The organism is Legionella quinlivanii (assembly GCF_003265995.1).
Classification (GTDB): Bacteria; Pseudomonadota; Gammaproteobacteria; order Legionellales; family Legionellaceae; genus Legionella_C; species Legionella_C quinlivanii_A.
The window spans coordinates 72604-96796 of sequence record NZ_MVJN01000007.1 but is presented as its reverse complement, the minus strand read 5'-3'; the positions used below and the strand labels follow the sequence as shown (position 1 = coordinate 96796).

Genomic DNA, 24193 nt, shown 5'->3' with positions numbered 1-24193 from the left:
CTGTTAAATAATGCTTATGCTGATGTGATAAATCAAGACTGGCTAAGTATTTTCAGCCATTTCCTCCAAGGCGCTGGCTGCCCATTGTTCTATTTGCCTTCTAAATTTAGCCCTTGATGGAAGTAATCGTATGTTATTAAATAACTTTTCTGAGATTTCTGGAGAAGTGGCACCAGAATCAATAATCAGTTGCCCCAAGATGGAGGGGTCACTGGTTCCCTCGCCAAATTTTTCCTCAACGGCCTGGGATCTGAATTTGAAACTTCTATATATGTTCTGTGCGCTGCCTTTATAGCCAGTATCGTTGGTAATCGCGCAAAAAAGGACATGACACAAACTATTTAACTCGGATTGCTGAAGTTCTGGAAGATAAATAAGCGTACCACCACCATAGCCGCCGACACCCACTGACTCAATGAAAAAGCACTGAGCACAAAAACAGCAGGCAGTGACCATGTTGGAAATTTTGTTGTTCGTATAATTGCCATCAATATTGATGACTTCTTGAAAAAGTTTGGCCTGAAATCCGCAGAACTGGCAGGTATAGCGATCGCGTAGAAGCACTTTTTGTTCATACGCTTTAAAGCGTTCATCCGCCTTTCTGGCAGAATATAAACGCCATGCACCAGGGCTCGCTACAAGCCTTAATTTATTGCGTTCCTGATTGGCAGCCATAAAGTTTTTATTACCTTCAATTTCTATGAACAGCGGGTATTACTTTCAGTGGTTAACCGCTGAAAATAATACCCTTCGTCTTCTTATGAGCCTGAACCACTGGTGAACACAGATCCACCTGGGCCTGCAGTCTGTCCACCGCTGCCGCCAAACATAGTAGCTCCGGCAATTCCCAATATTGTTGGCAGGAATAGCAGAGCAGCCGCAATCAGAACTAGCGCAATCGGTGTACCAATAGGGATTTGGGTTGGATTATCTTTGTGCTGCTTGAACTTCATGATAGCGCCAATAGAAAATCCCAAACCCGCAAGATACGATCCTGCAGTTATTAAACGTGTCAGGCTGGCAAAGGAGCCTGTGATACTTGAAGCCATTCCCCCTAAAGTAAGAGAGGATGATGCAAAGGCTTCCCCCGCCATAACCATTAACCCTAAACAAGCAAACCAAACGAATAGCCGCTTATTTAGAGTATTTTTTTCAGCCAGCGTTTTCACAGTGATTCTCCTTTAATTTCAATTAAGTTTAACTCGTACCATATAATGTATTATTAATCATTTCCAGCGTTGCTACAATGTTCATGGCTAAGATTCCACCAAAAACATGCATTAATCCCTTTCCCGTTCCTCCTGGAGGTTGCCCCTGCGAGGCGGATCGGGCAATCAACACCCAGCCTCTGACAAATGCAATAACCCCAATCACCTGAATCAGCAGGGAAAGTGATTGTCCTACGGCACTACCTGTACCAAATAATGAATCCAACGCCTGGTTCTGACTATCCATAGGGGCATATTGCAGAATATTGGAAGAACCAAATGTCGTATTGAGCATTATGTCCAAACCAGTTGGAAAATAGATCAAAATGGCAGCAACCATTATATAAACAGCTGGTTCCTTGATACTCGTATTGCTAGACATCATCGTTCTTGCTTCGCCATACACCTTTAAACTGTAAATTGCTTTAAACGCAAAGGCGATGCCTATAAGATAGGCCGCCCCAGTCACCAACCGCTCAACCGGGAGCAGATTTGCTGCGAGATTATTTAAAATACTTGCGTTACTTGTTATCCAAGAGACTAAACCACCACTGCCATCATCACCCATATCTGCCTCAACTGTCTTGGGGACTAAACCTTATAACCTGACCTGAACTTGTAACGATGCGTCCCTGATGCGGGTCGATTAACCTGACAACCCCATATCCTGCGATATTTGTCCCTTCTCTAACGGTAAGTGTAGACCCATTTGTACCAATTAACCAAGCTCGTCCAGGAATTACAGCCTGTATATAATAAATATTTCTTGGAACGGCTTGCCTTACAACCTGCTTAACAACCTTCTTTGGTTGAGTGCGCACGGTTAATACTGTAATTTGATTCGATTGATCTTCAACTTTCTGAGCCATTGAGGTGATCATCTGATTTAAGGAGTTAATTTTATTCGTTAATTCAGTAATACTGGTATTAACACCACCTAACTGCTCACTTAAAGAATTCACTTCGCTGCGAAGATTCTGCTGGCTTAATTCAAGAGCTGAAAGCTTCTGATTGACCTGCGGATCAGTCGCAGAAGACGTGTCACTGGAGGCGGGGGTCACCTCTGTCGTGCTGGTCGTAGTGGTTGTCGTCGTAGCCGGTGTTGTCGCCGTAGTTGTTGGAATTGATGGCTCCTGATCAACCACCACTGGCTGCTGTTGCACAGGCGTAGTGTTCGTATTTACGGCGGGTGCCGTGCTTACCTGAGGTTCGCCACTGTCTACAGCTTTGGGCTTACTGGTAAAAAAAGAACCCAAAAATTTGTAGCCCAGCATAGCAACGACAATCACGGCAATAGCAATCAGCGCATTTCGCTTCACATTGGCCTGCCCGATATCAGAAGGTTTCTTCTTCGTTGCAGTTGACGATTGCTGTGATTCATCACTGTCAATAGTCTCTGGCTCCAGAGCATCCAGATCAGTGAATTCATACTCATCATTACCTTGATAATTATCGGCCATTTCCTACCCTGCTTAGCTTGTTAAAGTGACATCTTGAGTAAAGAGTATACCCACTGCAGTGCCTGAACATACCTCAACGGTTGTCGGACGATTAAACTGCTGCTGGGCAACCTGCCCCCAGGATTTTCCTACTGTTGCCAGACCAATCACCGCGTTCTCCAGTGCTGATCGTCCAATACCATTCTGTACAGTAATATTATCGCCGCCACCGGTACCGCCCACTGTCACAGTTGTATTTGCTGACTGGAACGCATTACCAAAGCCTTCAAGGAAAGATGAGGCAAACAGCGAACCATATCGTTGCAGATAATGATGGTTAGTTCGGCTTGAAAGAGCCGTACGTGCAGTATTCGGATCAATCGCAAAGGCATTGATTGAAATAGTATGTGACACCCCTGGCATTGATAAGGTATTGAAGCTAATTACCATTTTATCGGAATTGCTGGGCAGGGTAAAACTGCCAATCAGCTTGGAACCTTTCAGTTTTCCAGATACAACCGTTGCCAGAATTGGACCAGGCTCATCGCTATTAACTGCAGTATCCAATACAGCAAATATAATATCTCCTGTTTTGATTACAGGTCTTTGTGCTGTCTGGACTACTGTAGTTGTTGTCTCGGAACTGCTTACGGCAATTGTCTGAGTGCCAGGGATAAGTGCCGTACCTGGTTTAGGCTCTTCTTCAGGAATGCTGCTGGCTGTATAAGCCTGTACCGACACTCTGGACCAGCTCTGAATTGAGGTTGTTGCCGCACTCATCATATCAGACGTTCTTTGCTGTATACGTTGCTGATAACGTTGATCTGCCATTTGCTGGTTTTGTCGATTCAATATTTCCTGTAACTGTTTGGAGTTTGCTGCTTCTGCTGTGGCAGCATTGGTACTACCGGTCAATCCAGGCACCCCAGGCACACCCGAAGTAGCCCCCGGAATTTGATTATCGCCAAGGCCTGCAACCGCTGACCCAGGTTGTATTCCTGCTGCCTGAAGTTCAGCGTCGCTAAATCCTGCTTTTCTTAAATCATCCGCCGAGAAACCGGCATCTTTAAGTGCAGCAGCGGAATAACCAGCATTTCTAAGTTCTTCGGCAGTGAAACCAGCGTCTTTCAGATCTTTGGCAGAGAAGCCTGCTGCTCGTAATGCACTGGCACTAAACCCTGCATCTTTTAACTCTTTGGCACTAAATCCAGCGGCCTTCAATTCGGAAGCGCTGAAACCAGCATCTTTCAATTGTTTGGCACTATATCCTGCGTCTTTCAATTGTTTTGCTGTAAAGCCAGCGGCCTTTAGCTCGGCAGCTGAGTAGCCAGCCTCTTTCAGTTGACCCGCAGTAAATCCGGCAGCCTTTAATTCCTCAGCTGAGAAACCTGCATCTCGAAGTTCTTTTGCGGTAAAACCGGCGGCTTTCAACTCTGCAGCACTAAACCCTGCATTTTTGAGCTCAGCAGCAGTAAAACCTGCTGCTCGAAGGTCAGCCGCGCTGTAGCCGGCAGCCTTTAAAGCGGATGCACTGCATCCAAGCGTCTGTTTAATTACAGTCGCCGAAACACCTGAGGCATGGGCTGCCTGCAGGGATGCAAGGCTGCAATCGGCCACTCGTCCTGCAGCAATAATATCGGCTGCACTCACGCCCGCTTGTCTCAATTGATCCGGTGTAAAGCCTGCTTGTAATAACTGCTGTGGTGTCAGACCTGCATCCAGTAATTGTTTTGCTGTGAATCCTGCATTTTTCAAATCCTGAGGTGTAAATCCAGCATCTAAAAGTGATCGGGCATCAAATCCTGCATCTTTTAAAACCGCCGCACTACAGCCATTCAGATCGTGAATACGTTTCGCTGTAACACCAGCCTGGCGAAGCTCACTCAACTTATTAATATCACAGCCTGCCGCTCTGATTGCAGCATCAGTTGCTAATTGGGCTTGTCTTATTTCTTCCGGAGTGAATCCAGCGGCGAGCAAGTCCTGTGGAGTGAATCCTGCTTCGAGAAGTGATTTGGCATCATAACCTGCCGCTTTGAGCGCTGCCGCAGAGCATCCATTCAAGTCATGAATACGTTTGGCTGAAACGCCTGCTGCATAAAGTGCTTTCAATTTTTCAGGATCACACCCTGCAGCTTTAATTGCTGCATCAGATGCTTGTTGTGCAGCCCGGATTTCATCGGGTGAAAATCCGGCGGCAGTGAGTTCTTGTGGAGTATAACCTGCGTCCAATAAGGCCTGTGCGCCATAACCAGCCGCTTTTAGAGCGGAGGCTGAACAGCCGTTGAGTTCTTTTATTTTACGAGCTGAAACTCCCGCAGCATAGAGAGACTTTAACTTATCAGGATCACATCCTGCTGCTTTGATTGCATCATCTGATAAAGCACCAGCTGCCCGAATCTGATCCGGTGTAAATCCTGCATTCGCCAAATCATCATTGGTAAAGCCAGCAGCTTTCAGAGCCTGCGCACTGCAGTTAGCATATTGCCTGATTAATTTGGCACTCACACCAGCCAAACGCTCTTTAGTCAAGGCAGAACTATTACAGCCTGCAGTCTTGATATCTTCTGGAGTAATTCCTGGAGGAAGTTCTGATTCAGCCGCTACGATTTCAGCCGGGGTATATCCTGCTTTAAGCAATTCATCGGGAGTATATCCTGCATTTAAGAGATCGCGGGCGCTGTAGCCTGCTTGTCTTAACTGCTGGGGCGTAAAGCCGGCATTTTTTAAATCAGCGGCCGAAAAACCTGCATTTCTCAAATCCTGGGCGGTGAATCCAGCCGCCTTTAATTGTGAGGCACTGCAACCATTAGTTCGACGAATAGCTGATGCCGAGACTCCTGCTGCTCTGAGGCGCTCCAGAGCATTCACATCACAACCCGCTTTGCGTATATCCGACTCCGTCACACCGTCTGGCAAACCGCTGGCTTTATTAATGTCGGCATCAGAAAAACCCGCGCCTTTTAGCTCACCATCTGTAAATCCGCCATCTTTCATTTGCTGGGCAGTAAAACCTGCATTGCGCAATTCGCAGGCATCAAAGCCACAAATGCGCAGCTGACCTGCAGTATAGCCGTTATCTTTTAACTGGCGGGCATTAAACCCTGCCGCTTTCAATTCCTTACAGGAGCAAGATTGTTGTAAATCAGCTAACTGGTACCCATCCGCCTTTAACTGAATACAGGAGCATGCCTGCTTGAGAACAGAGATATTGGCCCCTTCACTGACAACTTTCTGTACTACGGACTTATTACAGTTTCCTTTCTTTAGCTCATCAAGCCATAAGTCGCGCTGGGCTCCTGCCTCATCTTCCATCGCCAGAGTAGAAAATCCAACGCCGCCTTGCCCATTACCAGCCAAACCCACTCCCCCTACACCACTGCCAATTTGCTGTGAGCGTATTAAGGTTGGAATAGCACTTCCACCAGTCTTTAAAGCATTCTGGGCCTGAGTGACATTCTGAGATTCCTGCAGCTTTGCATATTGGGCGGTAGGATTTAACGCCCCGGGGATGGATTGTATGGCCGGTGTTCCTGGAACATCTGCAGAAGCTCCTGGACCACCGGAACCCGCACCCATAAACTTGATAACACCAATCACTACGGCAATGCCCAGCAGTATCGTTGTGAAAACAATAATGACCCGCGAGCGAGTATTTGTAAAAAGTGCCTTAAGGTTTTCTTTTCTGCCTGCCATTTGCTTATAACCCTTCTACCTTGAGCTGCATGACTTTACCATGCCAGGAAACCAATAAAACAGGCGATCTCTGCATTTCATATGCATGCATACCATCCGCGCTGGTCATACTGCCAATCCATCCAGGCGACAGAATGGTCAGATTGGTCCGAACGTACATTTTATCGTTCAGTAACCATGCTCTTGCATCGCCGCCACTTACTACTAATCTCGTGCTGCCATCCGGCGGAACCCCATCCAGAACATGCAATAAAATATCACTGACTGCCGGAGGAATACCTTCTTCCATTGGCATACTTTTAGCGTTTGGACCATAACCCTGGATTCTTAAATCAACTCGATAGTCGACTGCTTTTTGTCCGGGGATCAACGTCAGCATCACCGGCGTATTCAAGCCTCTTAATCTCACAGCGAGGTTGCCGTAATTATAAAGTCTTAAGGCCTGGATCATTAGTGTATTACTGGTTTTATCCCACTGTATGTTGAACGAGGCAGGATCACCCAGATCGTAGGCGCTTATAGGCCAGGGGGCTCCGGTTGAATCCAGAAATACAAGTGAAGAAACAAAGCCTTGTGATAAACGGATAACAGGCGGCGTAGATCCAGGCGACAAATTTACAAACTGAGAGGTCGCTGTCGGTTTGGGTGGTGTTCCCGCTGTGGAGGTTTCCGCAAAGTCATTAGCCTGGTAAGCATGCCTCAGGCGTATGATTTGTTCAGGAGTTAAAGGAAACTTCTGCTTTAAGACGCCATCAAATGCCTGTTTGTCGATGACATCATTATCATTTGCAGTCAAGACCTGTTGATCAGGAGCGCCCGGAGTTTTAGGCGGACCTGAAATTTGCTGCCCGGTTGTTGCATTGACTACCGTAGTCGTTTGCTGTGTTTGTGTAGTGCTCTGAGCCGTAGTTCCTGCAGTATTTCCCAGCGGAAGATTCAACTGCGGGCTGGGGCTGGAATTCCCCCCCTGCTGAGCAGACAATTTTTGCTGCAGCATACGTAACTGCTGTAAAGCCTGCTGCGCCGAGTCGGATTGCTCGGCTGCATAGGAAGCAGTAATGACCGAGTTAAATGCGAAGACAGCAGTCAAACCATATTTTAATAATTTATGCGATCCGGTTTTTTGCATCAGGTTACTCCACCACTAGCTGGTCCCACGACAAATTGGGAAATTCCTATTCCTCGAGGCGAATTCAAAGTAGACACCCGAGTAATCAACATTGTAACAATGTTATTTTGCTGTGAAAACTCACTGGCACTCTGATAAGTAACCAGAATCGGCATTTGGATTCGCCAGGAATATCGACCGTTCAGTAATCCTTTCTGCAAAATAATCGGAGCGCGTGTTGCCACAGCGGAAACAATTAACTTCTTGGCCTTCACAGCATCCAGGTTATTGGATTGTTGTAAAGCCGTGAGAAACTGCTGCCAGCCTTCGGCAGTGAAGAATCCGGATGAAGCCTGCAACTCATCTCGATAGTTTACGAAGTTATAGGTAAACGCAGCAATTGCAGCCTGATTCGCCCATTGCAACACTGATGAGTCGGATTGGTTAGGCTCGTTTAAAGGAAACAATGGCGTTATTCGCCCGCTAATACTGGTTGCGAAATATTTAGGTGCCGGTGGATGGGTTAGAACATATACGAGCAAACCTGCCATCATAAAATTAACAATGAATGACAGGATCAATGCAACCATTAATTTTCTTTGTCCATCGCGGTAAAACTCATTACGGAGTGTTACCACTGCTAAAGCATCATCAACCATTTTTTCCTCTTTTATTCTGGAATGGGTTTCTCATTGTCATCATTTACCGGATCCGGTGGCAATAAAGCTTCGTTTGAATAGTTAGGTGTATCCATTGGAGTTAATACGACTGGCGGCGTAATTCCATTGGTTGCATAAAAATCCGGCTGTGGCTGATGAAACCGGCTATATGCAATTGCAATAAACAGCAATACATTAATGCCAAGCATGATTAATATCCAAGTCCCAATCCTGCGATAGGTTGAAACATAAAATGATTTGGATTCTTTAATTAAATTCCAAGCCACCCGACTCATTTTAACCTCTGCTATACAATAGCGTCTCTAAACGTTATTTCAATTCTGGAATTAGGTGACTGATCACCACCCTGCATTATTCCTACAATAGGCTTATCACTTCCTGCGCCCTCTACAAATATAAAACGGCTATCTATACACTGGGACCATAAATAATCTGCAACGGAGCGCGCACGAGTTAATGTAAGGGCCTGCTCGCGCTTGCAAGACAAATATTTATTACTATAAGCAGTAACAGTTACCGACACTTTTCTAAACATCTTCATAAATTGCGCTACATCATTTAACACCGCGTAGGATTGCCAGGTCAGTCGAGGGGACTGATCAGCAAATAGTGCTGCAGATGGAATACTTATCAGATAATCTGACCCGATGGTGATTACTTTGACACCCATATTTTTGAATTTGCTCTGCATGGACATCACTGCTGAATCAGAGCTGTTTTGGACCTTTCCAGGTAATTTAACACCCTCATCAATAGGATAGGAACCGCCCTTACTGCTACATCCAGGCAAAACAGAGGTTGCCAGCAAGCTGACAGGCAGAACTATTGATTTAAGCAGGTCAAAAAACGTTCGTCTCACTTATACCCTCTTGTCAAAATTATTCACAGCTTATCGCGATGATAAACGCTGGCGTGACCTTCGGTAATTTCATTATCAAATAAAAACATACAAATCATTACGTTACAAGCAGTTCATGAAAATTCAATTCATAAAAGACAGTGAATGACCAAGTATTAAGCAAAATAGATTTTAAATCATCACCACTGGAAACAAGTTGTGCTGAGAAAATATTTTCCAAAATTTTACAATGGGAGAATGAGCAGCCTTCGAGACCGTTGTGTTTTCCATAAAATAGCTGCTTTTTGAAGATATTGAACTGACGTTCGCCCACAAACTGCGACACACATCACCCCTATGGCTTGTGAGCAGAGTCCAGTGTTTCTCTATGAGTCTTCCTGATTCCTCGGGCGAGCCGAGGGACATGGTTTACACAAGGCGAGGCAGGTAAGAGGATAGAACCATCAGGTTTCTTCTGAAGCTTTCTCATTAGCCTTATGCCGCTCTTCGACAATCCTTCCAGTCAGGGTTCTTACAATTTCCGTTAACTCATAAGATTCAATAGCGTCCCTCTCCTGTGGCGGATAGGTGGTCGCCATCTGGAAGTCTTTTATCAATTCATTGGCAACAGAACCTGAATATTTATCCTTGGCCCCACTATTCCTTTCAATCGAGGCCAGATAATTTCTGGTTTCGTTAATTGCGAGAATAGGCATGGAAAACTGCTCAGTGTCTTTAACCAGTAAGGGAAGGGTAGTATGAGACGTTCGCAGTTTGCTGAAGATAGTAAGAACGCCCTCTTCTTCCTCTTCGATAATTTCTTCAACCGGTTCTGGCTCGTTATGGCCGTGGTAAGCCAGCAAAGCAGCCACGCCGCGTTCGATGGGTTCAACCACTGTCGATTCACGCAACACCTTGGTAATGAGGCTTATCTCTTCGCTCTCAGTAACTTTATCGATACTAAGATCACCGCTTTCGAGAACCTTCTGGAAACCCGACAGTTGTTTTTGCAGTTTTGCCAGATACTCATCCGGTGGAGCTTCAACCTTCAGGAACTGATTGAGCTTTAATTGTTTAACCGGTTTGGGATTGGCGTAAAACATACGCGCACGGACAATTTTTGACTTGAAGAAAATGTGCGCCTCGCCTTCTGTTTGTTCCTTTAAATCCAGCAGGTCAATCCGCGCTCTTTTTTCAAAAGAAGAACTTTTAGTATCAAGATAGCTGTTCGTCATACTGCTGTCTTTCGTCTGGAAAGAATCAACCTTGGTTACATAGGCCTCACCTGCGGTTTTGGTAAAGAAATCCCAGGTTTCGATGGGGTCTTCCAGCTTCATACAGATTTTTATGTTGGTATTCGCACCGATTGACGCAGCTTCCTCCTTGGATGCTTTTTGGAACGCTGGTAAATCCTGACCAGCAAAAATAGCAGAGAATCCTAAAGACCTGGCCTGTGCAGGCACTACCGCAAAACCTTGAACGGCATAATAACCATACTCGTCCAGAATACACATATAGGGTGTAGGTGAATTTGTAGGCTTTCGCTCGATCACATCCCGATAATCACCCTCAACCTCTTCACCCAAGCCCGCTGCCATCATTGCTTTTAGTGAAGATACAATAACTTTTCCCAGATTGGATAACTCATCCGGAGATTTCTCAAGGGCAGGTAATAAGACAACCAGAATGCGGCGGTTAAGCACTACGTCTTTGAAATCCACCTCGGCCAGGTTGGTTCTGATAATGTGCCCATAGGTATCAGCCAGGGATGAAAATACCCGCACCAACTGCATAGTAATAAACCCGTGCTGTTCCAGGACCTGTGAAACCTGTTTGCCCTTCTTCTCTTTATTATATCCAGGAAGGTTAAACACATAGTTTCTTAAAGGGTCAGTCACAAGCTTGGGAACTGATTCTATATTTATACTTTCCTGCTCATCCCGCGGAAATACTTTATCAATAACAATTGCTTCCAAACGGGTTAAGTCGAAATAGTTACGAATGGAGTTGGCATCCAGCAAAATAGCACCATCATCGCGCATATACACAAGCAGCTTCATTAATGCTTCCACGAAGCTGATAGCCCTTCCCTTCCACATATCACCGTCCGAGGATTGTCCTGAGGATCCCATCAGACTAACTACCAACTGGGTCAGCATACTGGAAGAACCCTGGCAAAAAGGGTTTAGTGTATTGGAGAGACGTTTTTCCTGGGGACCCACAATATCGCGGGCGCCAGTCATGAAGTTAATGAGCAGTAAGTCATCTTCTCGCCCCATGCTTCTGACCATTGAGAAAACTTTTGCATAGAGGGAGTTATCCCCTTTCCCATCAACATAAATGAAGCCGCTTCCCTGCACCAGGGCATTAAATGCCAGCGAAACCAGCGCTTCTGTTTTACCACTACCGGTAGAGCCGAAAATTAAGGCATGAGTTCTTAAATCCTCATTGGCAAACCATAACTCTTCATTGCTTTTGCGGTCATTTCCAAAAAACGCGATACCGCGTGCGGTATAGGGTGTTTTGATACCGGGCTTCAAATCATTATAATCTTTTACACGGGCTATTTTGGGTAAGCGAAAGGGTAACACCTGTTTGCGGGTATAAGTATATATAAAAAAGAAAAACCCCAGGATTAATAGCAAGGTCGCTATTTCAGAAACATAATAAGCGATACCAGCCAGTGAAACCAGAATAATCGATACATTGGTGGGGTCGGAAAAGAAATCCGCCAAACGCTGACCAACCGTTCGAGTATCTCTAAGTAACTGGCTTGGATCTATTTCATGACGTGAATCAATACCGCGCATCATGGCTGCAACTCCTGAGCTTCGCGTGGGGATAATTTCACTTCTTTAATAGCCGCTTCCAGGGCTTTAATAGCTTCATCGATCATCGGCACCAGCGAACGTCTTTTCATGGCTCTTTCTGCTTTCCAGTGGGCAAACGGCCCTGCAACTTCCGCAAAGGGGGTTTGCCTGCCTACACAATTAAGCATATACCATAATCGTCTGTCTGTGGGTTTTAACCAGAGAAATTCTGAGCTGGCCACCACACCATCATCTCTCGACGCCTGCAATAAGGAAGCCATTACTGTCAGCAAATAGGCATGCTGTACCAGAATTTCCTGAACATTCTCTGCATTCTGGTATTTCTTGATAATCGGTAAGGCCACCGAATAATCCGGTTTGCCTTCACTGAACGTTTTGTCGATTGTTTCCATGATCAGATTAGCAGAGCCTCTGTCTCTGTTCATCCGCGCCATAAATATTGCCGCCAAAGCCCTGGCATGAGGCGGACATCGCTCGAAGCTATCCCAGTAAGGTCCCAGTTGCAAAGTAAACACACGCTTGGCATCTCCCCGCCGAATACCGGCAGTCATTTCCATACCCGGCAGCGGATTATCAAGAATGGCATCATCTTTTCGTAACAGATGATATTTGCGAGCAAATTCAAGCGGCGTCATCGCCATTGCCCAGGGGCCCTTATTAATATCCTGACTCACCAGATCTTCCTTGACGACAGGCATGATAGCGGGCCAATTGTATTGCTCCTGTGCTCTTAAGCTTTTCATATCATGCGCACGCTTAAATTTTAAGACGACATTAGACTGATAAAGATAAAAGGCTAATCCGACCAGGATCACTATGACAGGATAACGAACGTAATCACCTACTGTACGAGTCAGGTCAAGAAACTGGGTCCAACTGATCGTAGCAGGATCAATGGTCTGCATTAGATAAACATCGTTCTCTAACTTGGAACTGCTTATAAAAAGACTTACCAGCTTTGCCTGCAATACATTGATTTTAAAAACAAAGGCAACTATATACTGATGCCCGGCATACCAGATAACCCAGCCGATCAGGAACACCAGAACCATAATCCATACGGGGGCCATTGAATTATCGCCGCCACCGCCCTGCTGTTGTGATTGTTGAGCCATCCCATCAAATCAAAGAGAATTACATAACAGCAAGTATATACCTGCCCCTGATGATTTTGCGAGATTAGTTCATTTATTTTTTAAATAAAGCCAGGAAAAACAAAAAGGGCGGTAAAATTATTGACTATCATTGGGTTGGTTTTTTATCAAGCGGCCTTTTACATACTTATAAGTGCCCGAATAATGAACAAATCGATTAATATTTTCAAGGTTAATTGAACGATCCTTTAAGGTTAATAAAGGCTTGCCAAATTTATCTTGCGGAATTTTGTCGGAAGATAGCGGCAAAATATCACTTTGATTGATGAAAATGCTGATGTAAGACTCATTCATTTTATTTTCTTTCGATTTAATTATAAATTTTACATTCTCTTCATCGGCATAAATGGGACGCGAAATAACCTGACGAGGCAAATTGGCGAGAATCCTCTCCCAGCTTTGCATGCTATTTCCCTCTGAAGAATAAAGCGCTATGAAAACTTCCTGCTGTCCACTGCGCAAGGCCACCCGATTAAGTAAGGTAGCATTGGAATTATTTTTAGGTTTTCCATTCTCCAGTGAGCGATTATAACTGTCTCTAATCTCACGCAGATTTTTTCCGATAACACGCAAAAAATTAGACTCTTCCCAAGGGCCTGTTTCAATAGCCTCATCAAGAGCCTTTAAAATATCTGCAGATTGTTGATCGTCTACACTGTCTTTCATGCGTGAGAAAATTCTTGAAAATTAAAATGAAAGAGCTTGATAGCTCTATCATTCAGGGATAAGTGGAGTATAACAGTATTATGTAATCTATGCAGAGTATCAAGATAAATTATTAGGGCTTGTTTTTAAAGTTTTTAAGGACAATAACTTTTAAAGCACTACCCTTAAACTAGAACAATCCGTAATCTCGTCGGGTTTCAACTTCTTCCTTAACAACCTCTGTTTCAATGGACTTAACTAGTTTATGAGTAGAAAGTGCAGCCTTGAAATCATTGTCACACTTGCCCAATACTTCCACACCTCTTGCATTGGCTGAATCAGGCTTAAAGCTATTCAATCGTTTCAGGGTGGAAAAATTTTTCTGAAACTCTTTGTACGCTTCCTCAGCTGTTAATACCTTACTGGCCTGACTAACTTGTGCTTGCGCCAATGGGGACGAATAATTTGCTACATCAGAGACAGGCTTTTCACTTCTTGGAGACGAGCCAGGCCTTAATGAGCTTTGCATTATTTGAGTACTATCGGATTTTAATTCTTCTGCCATTCCTTACACCCCAACTCGGTCAATTACAACTATAAGTTTAGCAGTTTATCCTTAAGCTAAACTTAAGGCTTACTATTATTTTTTATAACAGGAAGTAAACAAATAGCACATCCTGAAATTTAGCCAAACAACATGCTTTCTTATTCATTTAAACCTGAAGTGCCCAACTAATCAAGAGTTTATATTAAATAAAAATGATTAATCATACATCAGTTCGTCCAAAGGAGTATAATCACGACTGGGTCCTCCCTGAATGAGCTCGTTAATGACATCAGTCATACATAATAAACGCAGAGCGTTAGGAGTCACTTCATCAAAAACCACGCGAATTCCTAACAAAGACCCTTCTGCTTCATCAAAAGTTGCACCCAAGCCGTAACCCAGACAGAGAGAACATAGCTGATCTGCTCTTCTGGCAATAGCTGGAAGAAGACCGGTATCGGAAAACACTTCGTCAAAACTTACAAAACGATCATTCAAGTAAAACTTGGCATTCATGCTCGCCGCAATTAAGGCCATACTTTTTTTTATATCTACTTCCATTAGCGCCACCAGGGTTGAGAGGATCGGACTCGCCCAGCCAGAAAACTCCTGAGCCAGCGTAAAAAAACGGGCACGGTGAACCCATAGTGTTCAATGATGCCGAAAAAGAAAGCAGAGACGAGGACCAGCACGCCTGTCCATATTCGTATGTGCATAAGAAAGAGAAATATGGGAAACGCAGCTCGCGCATCCACCATAAAAAAGCGAGCACTCCTGGCCGAATCCCTCCAGTGGGTACTCTCGGAAAATGTACCAGCCATCACAAACCCCGGAATCGTTAATTATGATCAATTATATATAACATATTTAATTGCGCGAGATTTATTGTCAACTATTGAAGTGAGAATTTTGAGAATGAAACTGTAGATGTGCAAAAACAGTCTGGTTTTAACAGTGAGTTTAAAAAAGAAACCGAATATCAGCTCCAGCCCGGAGTATTCTGAGGTCCTTCTTTTCTTGTCAGAATATCTTTTAGTATATCAGCTTCAGATTGTGCAAGACCTTGTGCCTTGGTCGAAACAGGCTGAATTGATGCTGAAAGAGTGTTATTGCCTACTCCCAGCTTTTTCAATATTGCTGCTGTACTATTTGATTTTTCGTCAATGGCCATAAAAAACTCCCGCACTAAACCTATACCAATAATATCAATTGAAGATTAAGGTTTTCTTAAGAAACATTAATATTCAATTTTTTTAATTTTTTTTCAGCTCTGTAATCTCCTTATCTTCATTTTAACTCGCTCTGTAACGCGGCTTGTTCGCGGTATCCAGATCAAGTACATATTATTTATATAGCCTTAAATTTAAGTTAACACAATGATGCAAAGCCTTACAATAACTTAACAGTACAATTTTTTAAATCAAGTTATGATAATTGAATAATATTTAATCTTAAGAAGATTATCATGCGCCAGTACAGCCTCGATGAAAAAAAATTGTTTCTTTGGAAAGAAAAACTGCATCAGAACAAAACACAAAAATATCAGGGAGTAAAACGTAAATTATTAGAGATACTCGATTCAGACGAGGCATTATCGATTAGAAAAAATCGATTTGAAGAATATCGAAAACAGCTTATAAGCGACAATCACGGACAAGGCTGGACCTGGGCTCCTCATTTTACCTGGTTTTGGAGATTCCTCTCTTTTTTCTATCCGATCAACTATCCTCAAGGCTCTTCTCTGAGAAAGGCACTTCTGGAAGACATCGAAATTTCTGAAACCAGGCTGGTGTTAAAAGATTATCACCAATCCCCATGCCTAGTTGATCTTAAAGACAATGAATTTGAGCAAGCTCTTTTTATCGACCCCAAGTCAGCTCTGGATGATCTGAAAAATCGCATTGAACAATTATCAGCAGATACATTACCAACTGATATTGAAGTCATATTAAATCGACTGGACGCTATAAAAAACGAACTGGAAAGCAATCTCTATCATCTGATGCTGCAAAAAATTTGTAAGGTCTCCCCCCGAATAACCTGCTCCAGACTTTATAAATTAAGCCAGGAAGCGTTTGAATATCCCAGCACCAATGAATATATTGAAATCAATTTGCTGGCAAACACCTTGCTTTCCCATTTTGTAACAGGATTCAGGCAAGCTGCCAGCCATCTCAATTTAGGATTTGAGCTGCTGATTTTGCTTTGTCTTTCAGATGACAAATATCGCCGAAAGCTTAACATCACTGGAATTTCTCGCTATGGTCTTGCCTTAAAAACCGAAAATCCGCAGCTAAATCCTCACACCATTTATCTTGAATTGCGCAGCAATGACCAGCTTCATTATGGCTCTGGAGATGGTCTTCTCACAGGAACTCTAAGCAGAGAGTTTTTAGCTGCCACACTTTCCCCTCGAGCAATAAATACTTTATTTGAATCGCTGGAAACTGAAGCACCGATTCATCTCGGCATATATCAGCGCAAAATTCTGGAGGGGATTACACAACACAACAGAGCTAAATTGTCTGATCCACTGGCAGAGTTAATTGCTGATATGGGCAAAATGGACTCTCAGATTTTTCCTGAAAACAGTCTGCGTCGAGTAATAAGAGATGAAATGGCAGACAAACTTTATGAAGCACTTGACTCTCAGGGGAAGGCAAGTCGACAGGCTCGAGCAATGTTGTCAGGCCAGGCTCTCAATCATTGTAATCATCTGCAAATGCTTCAGGATATTTTCACTTTGCATCATAAAACGCATACACCGCCTCAAAATCCTCTGCTCTATTTAGTGGCTAAATCCTTATGCGAACAGCTTTTTATTGATTACCGCAAAAATAACGCAGACGGACTATGGAAAGAACATGAAATAGGTGCTGAAATGATAAAACTGCTGCAAATTGCATTTATCAATACTGTACAGCCTGTCAGTGCATTTTATAAGCCTGCTGAGCAAGAGGCTATATTGAGTCCTTATAATTACCCCTCGATTATTCCTGATGCCTTCAGGGAGGCAGAGGCCGATGCTATAAGGTTTGTTTTAAATAGCGGCTATTCAGAAACCCGCTTGCTGGACAGCATTAATGAAACTCGAAGCGAACGCAGAAAGACTGTCTCGCAAATTTCATGCGAATGGATTATTTCACGTATTCAGCAGATTTCCCCTGCCCTTACTCAAGCAGTCGAACAGCGTCTGGTTCATACCCAATTTTATGATGTCGATGATTGGCTGACTATGAAAAAACAAATGAAAGGAACACAGCAGCCCGCGGAATTACTAATGGAATCGCTCAAAGAACAACTCGCGCTTTCCAGGCTCGCAAGAGAGAATATTCATTATGAAAACGAGAATAATGCGGTGAGTAAAGCACTGAGTGTGCTCTTACAATTACTGGGAAGTGATTCTGTCACCTCACAGCAACTGGAGGAAATATACAATTATCAACTGGATAAACTGCATTTTTACATCACTCACACATTAACGACGGTTCTGAAAAACGAATTAAAAGAGAGACAAGCCAGGCTGCTTCGATGGGATGAACAATCACTTAAAGATTTTCAGCTAATTGAAGAAGCATCTGTAAGTATGCCATTGCATCGCAGTCTTGAGCATTTGGATAATGCAAATAGCTGTATCCAGTCTGAAGTTCGCAAAGATTTTGCCAGGCAATATACTGAATCACGAATGGCCGTTTATCATTTTTCTATCTATATGAAGCAATCCGAATACCAGGACAGGGAGGCTGCCAAAGAAGTATTGACTGGCTTAAAACCTTATCTTTGTGAGGAGCAATATAAGTTGTGGATGATGAAATTGAGCAAACAATTAAGTAAACCACTCATTCAGGAAGTGACAGTATTTAAAGAGGCAACCCTGTGTAAACAGGAGGACCAGCTTCCTGTCCCTGCACAGAAAATGTTTGCCTGAAACTCAGGTTGCTGGTGTCTTCATAATGAAAAAGCAAATTCATCCATTTCTTTTGCCAGCAATGCGGATAATCGGATAAACAGGGGATGGGCGCTATTCTTGTCAAGATGGTCTATTCGGGAAACCGCTTTTATTCCCTGCAGCACATTGCTGGTAAATAATGCCTCGGCATCCTGAATCATTGCTCTGGTAAGAGGACTTTCCCGGCAATCTATCTGGTTATTCTGGCAAATAGACAATATACGCTCACGCAATATGCCGGATATTAAGCCCTCAGCATGCGGAGGGGTTTCTATCCTGTTTTGATGGATGATAAAAAAGTTGGCAATGCTGGTTTCGGTCGCCCTGTTTTCTGTATTAAAAAATAAAACGTCGTCTGCATTCCGATTAGCGGCCCAACGACGTGCCAGAATCTCTTCAAAATAGCTGACAGATTTATACTGGTAAACAGGATTCATACGATCCCTTTGCCAGGGGCAGCTGATTAATCCAAGGGGAGACTCAAGGGGCTGATAATCAAAGCACTCCAGAACAAGATGCGGGCTATTGCCGCCTTGCGTCAAACCACGAGCGGCTGTGCCAGGTGTTAATATGATTTTCAATCCACCCTCAGTGAAATTCTGCTCTGCCAGATATTGTCCGATCACTCTTTGCCATTCTTCTAAAGCCAAAGTAAAAGGAATACCCAATAATGCGGCGGTATTACTTAAACGCTTCCAGTGAAGGCTGCTATATAATGCTTTGCCCCTTCTAACTTTGAGCGTTTCAAATACTGCTTCACCAAGAAATAACCTATCTGCCGATGAAAGGCACAAGCTAGCGCCAGGCGGATGGAAGTGAATGCGAATCACCTGCTAATAATCCATAAAATCATCAAGCTCCTCACGCAAGCGCTTTTCCTCCAGCATATTCTCCAAACGACGACGTGCATCTAAAACGGCAGATTCGCCGGCATCCATATCCACATCATCATCCTCAGGATTGACAAATCCATCTTCGTCCAGTATTTCATCCTCATCAAACAGATCAGTCATATACTCACCTCTTGCAAATTTTATTGAATACGACAATAAAAAAATTGCTATATACCTTATTTTTTAAATTATGCCTAGGATCTTTTGACAAAATTTTCTGACAGAATCACTTTAATATTCGAAAGGATTTCCTGTCTTTAAACACTGGATTCGATTTAGCATGGATTTTCAGTGATTTTTGTTCCAAAATAACTGATAAATGTTTCTTTTTTTGTGGAATTATCATGGCCGATCGTCTAAAACGAAGCATGAGAGAAGTTTACAGGGGCATAAGAGAACGGCTTCCCCTGGAATATCGCCGGACAAACTCCAGACGAATCTGCAATCGGATTAAACAGCTGGCCGTGTTTCGCAACGCCAGACATATTGCGCTTTATCATGCAGCAAACGGTGAAGTGGATTTACACGATATATGGCGCTCTGTTCCCTTACAAGGAAAATATTGTTATTTTCCTGTTATTCGGCCCGATAGAAACATGCATTTTATGCCGGCGACGCCTGCCACTTTATTTGAAAGAAATAGACATAACATTCACGAGCCGCAAGTTGAGTCCGGCAAAGAGATTAGTATCCACCAATTGGATCTTATCCTTTTGCCTCTGGTTGCCTTTGATGATTATGGTACTCGTTTAGGCATGGGGGGAGGCTATTATGACAAATGCCTGGACACAATTGATCGCCCCCTCACAATTGGCGTCGCCTATGAATTACAACACACCAGCTTTATCAAACCCGATGACTGGGATGTGAAAATGTCTATTGTAGTGACCGAAGAGAAAACTTACTGGATTAAATAAAAAAATGAACTATTGGTTAATGAAGTCAGAACCTTCCTGTTTCAGTATTGATGATTTACAAAAAGCACCGAATCAGACAACCCATTGGGACGGTGTCAGAAATTATCAGGCCAGGAATTTTATAAAAGAAATGTCAACGGGTGATCAGATATTGTTTTACCATTCCAATTGCACTCCGCCTGGTATTATTGGCATTGCCGAAATAACCAGTAAAGCCTATCCCGATTTCACCGCATTTGATCCAGACAGCGAACATCCTGATCCTAAAAGCACACCTGAAAACCCACGCTGGTTTATGGTCGATGTGCGGTTTAAAGAGAAATTCAAACGTTTGATTTCGCTTGAGGAACTAAAAAATTATCCCGAGCTGGGCAGTATGCCCTTGTTAAGAAAAGGAAATCGCTTGTCAGTGATGCCTGTAAGCGCCGGCGAATGGCATTTTATCCAGGAATTAAAGTGAGCGGGCTTAGGTTCTGTGAACCAGCACCAGTTAGCAGCATTTGCAGCCACAATTAAAATTGGTTCACAGAGCCTAGATAGCGTCCTCACCCATTTCCCCGGTGCGGATGCGAATTACCTGCTGCAAATCATAGACGAAAATTTTACCGTCACCTATTTTACCGGTGTAGGCTGATTTGCAGATTGCATCGATAGCAGGTTCAACCATATTATCAGGAAGCAGCAGTTCAATTTTTATTTTCGGCAGGAAATCCACTACATATTCCGCACCGCGATATAATTCGGTATGCCCTTTCTGACGGCCAAAACCCCGCATTTCAGAGATAGTTATGCCAGGAACATTAATCTCCATTAATGCTTCATGCACATCATCCAGTTTAAAAGGTTTAATAATTGCCGTGACCATTTTCATTTTTTATTCCTGGAGAAGCTTTCAATTAAAAATAATATTCTAGCTGATCATTTCTATAATCAGGAAAAAGTTTTTTCCAGCAAACCTGTTTTTAATAGCTAATAATATAAATCAGTTATCAGACTTTCCGCATTGAGTTATACTGAGACCGTTAAATAGTTTCAGATTTAATACTCTACCTGATAAGGAGTTTCATAATGTTTGACCCCAAATATTTCGATGACCTGGCCAAAAAATTATTTGCCAGCCTCCCCTCCAGCATCCAGAACATTGAAAAAGATGTTGAAGACAAATTTAAGGAAATTTTGCAGATTGCATTCAATCGTATGGATCTAATCACCCGTGAAGAATTCGATGTACAAGCCAAAGTTTTAGGCCGCACCAGGGAAAAACTGGAAGCGCTGGAAGCTCAGGTTAATTTAATGATTAAACTTCAATCAACAGAAAAAAAAGACCAGGATAACGTCTAAACTGTTTTTTGATTTGCTACAAGTCTACCTAAAGGAATAAAAATGAATCTCGCACTTAGCAAAACACGCAGTGCTATTGGTATTTATGCCAAGCCTGTTTCTGTCGAAGTCCATCTGGCCTATGGCCTGCCCAATTTTACTATAGTAGGCCTGCCAGAAACTGCAGTGAAGGAGAGTAAAGATCGGGTAAGAAGCGCCATCGTAAATAGCCAATTTGAATTCCCATGTCGTAAAATCACAGTGAATCTGGCCCCTGCGGAACTTCCAAAATCAGGCAGTGGTTTTGACTTACCCATTGCCATAGGTATTCTGGCCGCTTCAGGGCAAATTCCACCCGCCAAACTGTCCAGTCATGAATTTATCGGTGAACTGGCACTGGATGGAGGCTTACGTGGTATTAATGCTATTATTCCCGTTATTTTATCCAGCCGTCGTGATAATAGATTGATTATTATACCGGCGGATAATGCAGAAGAGGCGTCACTAATTAGTTATGAGGGCGTATTGGCATCTAACAGCCTGAGAGAAATCTGCAGTTATTTAAGCCTGGATACCCCGCTTCAAAATCTGCCGCCACCCCGCCCTACGGCTATCAGCCCTACCATGGACTGGTCGGATATCAAGGGACAGGAACATGCCAAACAAGCCATGTTCATCGCTGCAGCAGGAGGTCATAGTGTATTATTATGCGGCTCTCCAGGCAGCGGCAAAACCATGTTGGCAAAACGATTCCATACCCTGGTTCCAGAACTCGGTGATGAACAGGCATTTGAATGCATTGCTATACATTCCATCAGCAAAAAAGCGATCGATTATCAGAGCTGGCGCTCTCCCCCTTTTCGCTCCCCTCACCATACCGCATCGACGGTGGCACTGGTCGGCGGCAGCAATCCTCCCAAGCCCGGTGAAATTTCCCTGGCGCATAATGGTATATTATTTTTAGACGAGCTGCCTGAATTCAGCAGGCACGTGCTGGAAACTCTGCGTGAACCTCTTGAATCAGGCGTTATTCATATTTCCAGAGCCGCTGTTCAAACGGAATATCCTGCCAGATTTCAATTGATAGCAGCAATGAACCCATGCCCCTGCGGGCAATGGGGTAATCCCACAGCCAATTGCCTGTGCAGCCCGGAACGAATTCATCGCTATCTTGGCAAATTATCGGCCCCCTTTCTGGACCGCATTGACATGCAAATTACTGTACAGCCACTGTCCAAAGAGGAATTGCTTAGCCCTGTCAATAACGAATCAAAACAAAGTGAATATCTGAGAAATGAGGTGCAAAGCTGTCGAGAACTGCAATTGGCAAGACAGGGTTGTCTCAATGCGCACTTGAGCGCCAAAGAATGCGAAGTATTCTGCGAGCTGCAGCAGGAAGAACAGCAATTTTTATCTGAAGTATTATCACGACTTAATTTTTCGGCACGCGCCTATCATCGCCTCCTGAAAGTAGCGCGCACCATTGCTGATATGAAGAATAAAAGCCGGGTGGATAACAGTTCATTGAAACAGGCATTGTCGTTCAGACAAATGCTGCAGGCTCCAAAATAATGTTCCCTCCAGAACATACTGCAGGCTGGCGAAAAGCCAGGCCTGCCATGCACTTATCTGGAGTTCATTACCGCGTCAAGCACCGCCATGCGCATAAACACGCCATTTCGTACTTGCTGCAAAATGACTGATTGCGGTCCATCAACGATGTCGCTGTCAATCTCAACACCACGATTCACCGGCCCGGGATGCATCACAATGGCGTCAGGTTTTGCCCATTTAACATGCTCACGGGTCAGGGCAAAATAACGGCGAAATGTGCTCAAATCGAGGTTTTCATTATCCAGCAATCGTTCACGCTGTACGCGAAGACATATCACCACATCCGCATTGCTTAATCCCTCCCGCAGCGATTCTGTAGCTTGACCAAAATGCAGCGTTTGCGGTTGCCATAGCTCTGGTGCTATTAAATGAAGTTCTTTAACCCCAACGAGAGCAAATAACTTCTGCAGGGAATTCGCTACCCGAGAATGCCGCAGATTACCGATTAAAGCGATTTTCAGCGATTGCAGGTCAGGTTTATGTTCAAGGATAGTCATTAAATCCAGCATTGCCTGAGTAGGATGCTCATTCGTGCCATCGCCGGCATTAATTAAATGAACGCCTTTATCTAATATCTGAGATAATTCCTGAGGCAAAAAATTCTGGCTGTGACGAATGGTAAACAAATTAATCCCCATTGCCGCAAGATTTCTTATGGTGTCCTCAATCACTTCCCCTTTGCTTTCTGAGGACCTATCCAAATCAAGGTTGATTACCTGCATGGATAAGTTATCAGCAGCCACTTCAAAACTGACTCTTGTTCGGGTGCTGTTTTCATAAAATAAATTGGCCAGGCGCTGTTCAGAATACGCGGGGTAAGGAATTTTATTCTCTTTGAATGCCTTGGCACGCTCCAGCAAACGATGGATCTCAGCCGAGTTTAACTGATCGATATTAAGAAAATGATTCATATTAGTTATCCGGATATTGCAGCCATTGTTCAAGAATTACACAGGCAGCAAAACTGTCAATAGGGCTGCTCTTTAGTTTACGGTATCCGCCCTGAGCAAACAACTCTGCTCTGGCTTCTACAGTTGACAATCGTTCATCTACCAGGTGAACGGGCAGGGAAAAACGATTGGACAATTGATCTGCAAACTCGCGGGCTAAGGCGGTGGTGTACTGTTCACTGTTATCGATACAGGTGGGCAAACCGACAATAAGGGCTTCTGGTTTCCATTCTTTAATCGATTTCTCGACCAGACGCCAGTCAGGGATCCCTGCTTCTGCATTGAAGGTGGTCAGGGGCCGGGCTGTCAGAGTTATTTTTTGTCCTACCGCTAATCCAATGCGCTTTAAACCAAAGTCAAATCCCAAATAAATACCGCTGGGCATAAAAAAATCCAAATAGTGC

General features: G+C 43.8%; 27 protein-coding genes. 5 read left to right on the top strand and 22 right to left on the bottom strand.

What is annotated here, in order from left to right:
- Positions 1-42: 42 nt before the first annotated feature.
- The 17 genes from icmJ to B1207_RS10140 form a co-directional block, all read right to left on the bottom strand.
- Positions 43-675 carry a type IVB secretion system protein IcmJDotN gene (icmJ, locus tag B1207_RS10220; RefSeq protein WP_112219877.1) on the bottom strand — a complete coding sequence of 211 codons (633 nt, stop codon included), beginning with the start codon at positions 673-675 and terminating at the stop codon, positions 43-45.
- A gap of 83 nt (positions 676-758) precedes the next feature.
- Entirely contained in the window at positions 759-1100 is a 342-nt protein-coding gene (locus B1207_RS10215; RefSeq protein WP_233013017.1) for a type IV secretion protein IcmD, read from the bottom strand.
- 97 nt (positions 1101-1197) lie between these two features.
- Positions 1198-1776, bottom strand: a complete 579-nt coding sequence (locus tag B1207_RS10210) for a hypothetical protein (protein WP_058508966.1) — start codon at positions 1774-1776, stop codon at positions 1198-1200.
- 7 nt (positions 1777-1783) lie between these two features.
- Entirely contained in the window at positions 1784-2668 is an 885-nt protein-coding gene (gene icmG, locus B1207_RS10205) for a type IVB secretion system protein IcmG/DotF (protein WP_112219875.1), read from the bottom strand.
- A 12-nt stretch (positions 2669-2680) separates the two neighbouring features.
- A complete protein-coding gene (gene dotG, locus B1207_RS10200; protein WP_112219874.1) occupies positions 2681-6343 on the bottom strand; it encodes a type IVB secretion system protein DotG/IcmE in 3663 nt (1220 codons plus the stop codon).
- Between the two features lie 4 nt (positions 6344-6347).
- Positions 6348-7433, bottom strand: a complete 1086-nt coding sequence (locus B1207_RS10195) for a DotH/IcmK family type IV secretion protein (RefSeq protein ID WP_410054749.1) — start codon at positions 7431-7433, stop codon at positions 6348-6350.
- Positions 7434-7471: 38 nt separating this feature from the next.
- Positions 7472-8110, bottom strand: coding sequence for a type IVB secretion system apparatus protein IcmL/DotI (locus tag B1207_RS10190; protein WP_058508962.1), 639 nt, complete (start codon positions 8108-8110; stop codon positions 7472-7474).
- A gap of 11 nt (positions 8111-8121) precedes the next feature.
- On the bottom strand, positions 8122-8406 hold the full coding sequence (gene icmM, locus B1207_RS10185) for a type IVB secretion system protein IcmM/DotJ (protein ID WP_112219872.1): 285 nt from the start codon (positions 8404-8406) through the stop codon (positions 8122-8124).
- A gap of 11 nt (positions 8407-8417) precedes the next feature.
- Complete coding sequence (icmN, locus tag B1207_RS10180) at positions 8418-8990, bottom strand: type IVB secretion system protein IcmN/DotK (protein ID WP_172458277.1); 573 nt, start codon at positions 8988-8990, stop codon at positions 8418-8420.
- 97 nt (positions 8991-9087) lie between these two features.
- Complete coding sequence (locus tag B1207_RS10175; protein ID WP_112219871.1) at positions 9088-9315, bottom strand: hypothetical protein; 228 nt, start codon at positions 9313-9315, stop codon at positions 9088-9090.
- Positions 9316-9433: 118 nt separating this feature from the next.
- Positions 9434-11782, bottom strand: coding sequence for a TraM recognition domain-containing protein (locus B1207_RS10170; RefSeq protein ID WP_112219870.1), 2349 nt, complete (start codon positions 11780-11782; stop codon positions 9434-9436).
- Positions 11779-12915 (bottom strand): type IVB secretion system coupling complex protein DotM/IcmP, encoded by a 1137-nt coding sequence (gene icmP / locus B1207_RS10165; RefSeq protein ID WP_112219869.1) that lies wholly within the window; start codon positions 12913-12915, stop codon positions 11779-11781. Before icmP ends, B1207_RS10170 begins: the two co-directional genes overlap by 4 nt.
- Before the next feature lie 117 nt (positions 12916-13032).
- Positions 13033-13620 (bottom strand): Dot/Icm secretion system protein IcmQ, encoded by a 588-nt coding sequence (gene icmQ / locus B1207_RS10160; protein ID WP_112219868.1) that lies wholly within the window; start codon positions 13618-13620, stop codon positions 13033-13035.
- A gap of 169 nt (positions 13621-13789) precedes the next feature.
- Entirely contained in the window at positions 13790-14164 is a 375-nt protein-coding gene (locus B1207_RS10155) for a hypothetical protein (RefSeq protein WP_112219867.1), read from the bottom strand.
- 198 nt (positions 14165-14362) lie between these two features.
- Positions 14363-14707 (bottom strand): type IV secretion IcmS family protein, encoded by a 345-nt coding sequence (locus B1207_RS10150; protein WP_058508956.1) that lies wholly within the window; start codon positions 14705-14707, stop codon positions 14363-14365.
- Positions 14707-14967, bottom strand: coding sequence for an IcmT/TraK family protein (gene icmT, locus B1207_RS10145; protein WP_112219866.1), 261 nt, complete (start codon positions 14965-14967; stop codon positions 14707-14709). The genes B1207_RS10150 and icmT overlap by 1 nt, the downstream gene beginning before the upstream one ends.
- 158 nt (positions 14968-15125) lie before the next feature.
- Complete coding sequence (locus tag B1207_RS10140) at positions 15126-15317, bottom strand: hypothetical protein (protein ID WP_112219865.1); 192 nt, start codon at positions 15315-15317, stop codon at positions 15126-15128.
- Between the two features lie 294 nt (positions 15318-15611).
- Between B1207_RS10140 and B1207_RS10135 the strand changes: the two genes are divergently transcribed.
- Entirely contained in the window at positions 15612-18074 is a 2463-nt protein-coding gene (locus B1207_RS10135; protein ID WP_112219864.1) for a hypothetical protein, read from the top strand.
- 20 nt (positions 18075-18094) lie between these two features.
- On the opposite strand, the gene B1207_RS10130 is transcribed toward B1207_RS10135, so the two are convergent.
- Both B1207_RS10130 and B1207_RS10125 read right to left on the bottom strand, forming a co-directional pair.
- Positions 18095-18889, bottom strand: a complete 795-nt coding sequence (locus B1207_RS10130) for an aminotransferase class IV (protein WP_172458275.1) — start codon at positions 18887-18889, stop codon at positions 18095-18097.
- Between the two features lie 39 nt (positions 18890-18928).
- Positions 18929-19108 carry a PA3496 family putative envelope integrity protein gene (locus tag B1207_RS10125; RefSeq protein ID WP_112219862.1) on the bottom strand — a complete coding sequence of 60 codons (180 nt, stop codon included), beginning with the start codon at positions 19106-19108 and terminating at the stop codon, positions 18929-18931.
- 224 nt (positions 19109-19332) lie between these two features.
- Between B1207_RS10125 and B1207_RS10120 the strand changes: the two genes are divergently transcribed.
- Both B1207_RS10120 and B1207_RS10115 read left to right on the top strand, forming a co-directional pair.
- Positions 19333-19905 carry a 5-formyltetrahydrofolate cyclo-ligase gene (locus B1207_RS10120; RefSeq protein ID WP_112219861.1) on the top strand — a complete coding sequence of 191 codons (573 nt, stop codon included), beginning with the start codon at positions 19333-19335 and terminating at the stop codon, positions 19903-19905.
- 4 nt (positions 19906-19909) lie between these two features.
- The gene (locus B1207_RS10115; protein WP_112219860.1) at positions 19910-20365 is read left to right on the top strand and encodes an EVE domain-containing protein; all 456 of its coding nucleotides are present in this window, start codon (positions 19910-19912) and stop codon (positions 20363-20365) included.
- Between the two features lie 72 nt (positions 20366-20437).
- Here the strand turns inward: B1207_RS10115 and B1207_RS10110 are convergent, their stop codons facing one another.
- The gene (locus B1207_RS10110) at positions 20438-20776 is read right to left on the bottom strand and encodes a P-II family nitrogen regulator (protein ID WP_058508948.1); all 339 of its coding nucleotides are present in this window, start codon (positions 20774-20776) and stop codon (positions 20438-20440) included.
- Between the two features lie 197 nt (positions 20777-20973).
- On the opposite strand from B1207_RS10110, the gene B1207_RS10105 reads away from it, so the two are divergent.
- Both B1207_RS10105 and B1207_RS10100 read left to right on the top strand, forming a co-directional pair.
- A complete protein-coding gene (locus B1207_RS10105) occupies positions 20974-21246 on the top strand; it encodes an accessory factor UbiK family protein (protein WP_112219859.1) in 273 nt (90 codons plus the stop codon).
- Positions 21247-21288: 42 nt separating this feature from the next.
- Positions 21289-22797 carry a YifB family Mg chelatase-like AAA ATPase gene (locus B1207_RS10100; protein ID WP_112219858.1) on the top strand — a complete coding sequence of 503 codons (1509 nt, stop codon included), beginning with the start codon at positions 21289-21291 and terminating at the stop codon, positions 22795-22797.
- 53 nt (positions 22798-22850) lie between these two features.
- Here B1207_RS10100 and B1207_RS10095 read toward each other — a convergent pair whose 3' ends face one another.
- Both B1207_RS10095 and ruvX read right to left on the bottom strand, forming a co-directional pair.
- Positions 22851-23750 (bottom strand): aspartate carbamoyltransferase catalytic subunit, encoded by a 900-nt coding sequence (locus B1207_RS10095; RefSeq protein WP_112219857.1) that lies wholly within the window; start codon positions 23748-23750, stop codon positions 22851-22853.
- 1 nt (position 23751) lies between these two features.
- Positions 23752-24174 carry a Holliday junction resolvase RuvX gene (gene ruvX, locus B1207_RS10090; protein ID WP_112219856.1) on the bottom strand — a complete coding sequence of 141 codons (423 nt, stop codon included), beginning with the start codon at positions 24172-24174 and terminating at the stop codon, positions 23752-23754.
- Positions 24175-24193: the final 19 nt, after the last annotated feature.

What these genes read in the sequence shown, in the direction of transcription:
- B1207_RS10125 (WP_112219862.1), bottom strand. Translation starts at nt 19,108, where the DNA reads ATGACTGATCTGTTTGATGAGGATGAAATACTGGACGAAGATGGATTT.
- icmG (WP_112219875.1), bottom strand. Translation starts at nt 2,668, where the DNA reads ATGGCCGATAATTATCAAGGTAATGATGAGTATGAATTCACTGATCTG.
- B1207_RS10210 (WP_058508966.1), bottom strand. Translation starts at nt 1,776, where the DNA reads ATGGGTGATGATGGCAGTGGTGGTTTAGTCTCTTGGATAACAAGTAAC.
- B1207_RS10095 (WP_112219857.1), bottom strand. Translation starts at nt 23,750, where the DNA reads ATGAATCATTTTCTTAATATCGATCAGTTAAACTCGGCTGAGATCCAT.
- dotG (WP_112219874.1), bottom strand. Translation starts at nt 6,343, where the DNA reads ATGGCAGGCAGAAAAGAAAACCTTAAGGCACTTTTTACAAATACTCGC.
- B1207_RS10100 (WP_112219858.1), top strand. Translation starts at nt 21,289, where the DNA reads ATGAATCTCGCACTTAGCAAAACACGCAGTGCTATTGGTATTTATGCC.
- B1207_RS10115 (WP_112219860.1), top strand. Translation starts at nt 19,910, where the DNA reads ATGAACTATTGGTTAATGAAGTCAGAACCTTCCTGTTTCAGTATTGAT.
- B1207_RS10140 (WP_112219865.1), bottom strand. Translation starts at nt 15,317, where the DNA reads ATGGCCATTGACGAAAAATCAAATAGTACAGCAGCAATATTGAAAAAG.
- B1207_RS10190 (WP_058508962.1), bottom strand. Translation starts at nt 8,110, where the DNA reads ATGGTTGATGATGCTTTAGCAGTGGTAACACTCCGTAATGAGTTTTAC.
- icmJ (WP_112219877.1), bottom strand. Translation starts at nt 675, where the DNA reads ATGGCTGCCAATCAGGAACGCAATAAATTAAGGCTTGTAGCGAGCCCT.
- icmM (WP_112219872.1), bottom strand. Translation starts at nt 8,406, where the DNA reads ATGAGTCGGGTGGCTTGGAATTTAATTAAAGAATCCAAATCATTTTAT.
- icmQ (WP_112219868.1), bottom strand. Translation starts at nt 13,620, where the DNA reads ATGAAAGACAGTGTAGACGATCAACAATCTGCAGATATTTTAAAGGCT.
- B1207_RS10120 (WP_112219861.1), top strand. Translation starts at nt 19,333, where the DNA reads ATGGCCGATCGTCTAAAACGAAGCATGAGAGAAGTTTACAGGGGCATA.
- B1207_RS10215 (WP_233013017.1), bottom strand. Translation starts at nt 1,100, where the DNA reads ATGGTTATGGCGGGGGAAGCCTTTGCATCATCCTCTCTTACTTTAGGG.
- B1207_RS10150 (WP_058508956.1), bottom strand. Translation starts at nt 14,707, where the DNA reads ATGGAAGTAGATATAAAAAAAAGTATGGCCTTAATTGCGGCGAGCATG.
- B1207_RS10135 (WP_112219864.1), top strand. Translation starts at nt 15,612, where the DNA reads ATGCGCCAGTACAGCCTCGATGAAAAAAAATTGTTTCTTTGGAAAGAA.
- ruvX (WP_112219856.1), bottom strand. Translation starts at nt 24,174, where the DNA reads ATGCCCAGCGGTATTTATTTGGGATTTGACTTTGGTTTAAAGCGCATT.
- B1207_RS10110 (WP_058508948.1), bottom strand. Translation starts at nt 20,776, where the DNA reads ATGAAAATGGTCACGGCAATTATTAAACCTTTTAAACTGGATGATGTG.
- B1207_RS10155 (WP_112219867.1), bottom strand. Translation starts at nt 14,164, where the DNA reads ATGGCAGAAGAATTAAAATCCGATAGTACTCAAATAATGCAAAGCTCA.
- B1207_RS10170 (WP_112219870.1), bottom strand. Translation starts at nt 11,782, where the DNA reads ATGATGCGCGGTATTGATTCACGTCATGAAATAGATCCAAGCCAGTTA.
- B1207_RS10105 (WP_112219859.1), top strand. Translation starts at nt 20,974, where the DNA reads ATGTTTGACCCCAAATATTTCGATGACCTGGCCAAAAAATTATTTGCC.
- icmP (WP_112219869.1), bottom strand. Translation starts at nt 12,915, where the DNA reads ATGGCTCAACAATCACAACAGCAGGGCGGTGGCGGCGATAATTCAATG.
- icmT (WP_112219866.1), bottom strand. Translation starts at nt 14,967, where the DNA reads ATGGCTGGTACATTTTCCGAGAGTACCCACTGGAGGGATTCGGCCAGG.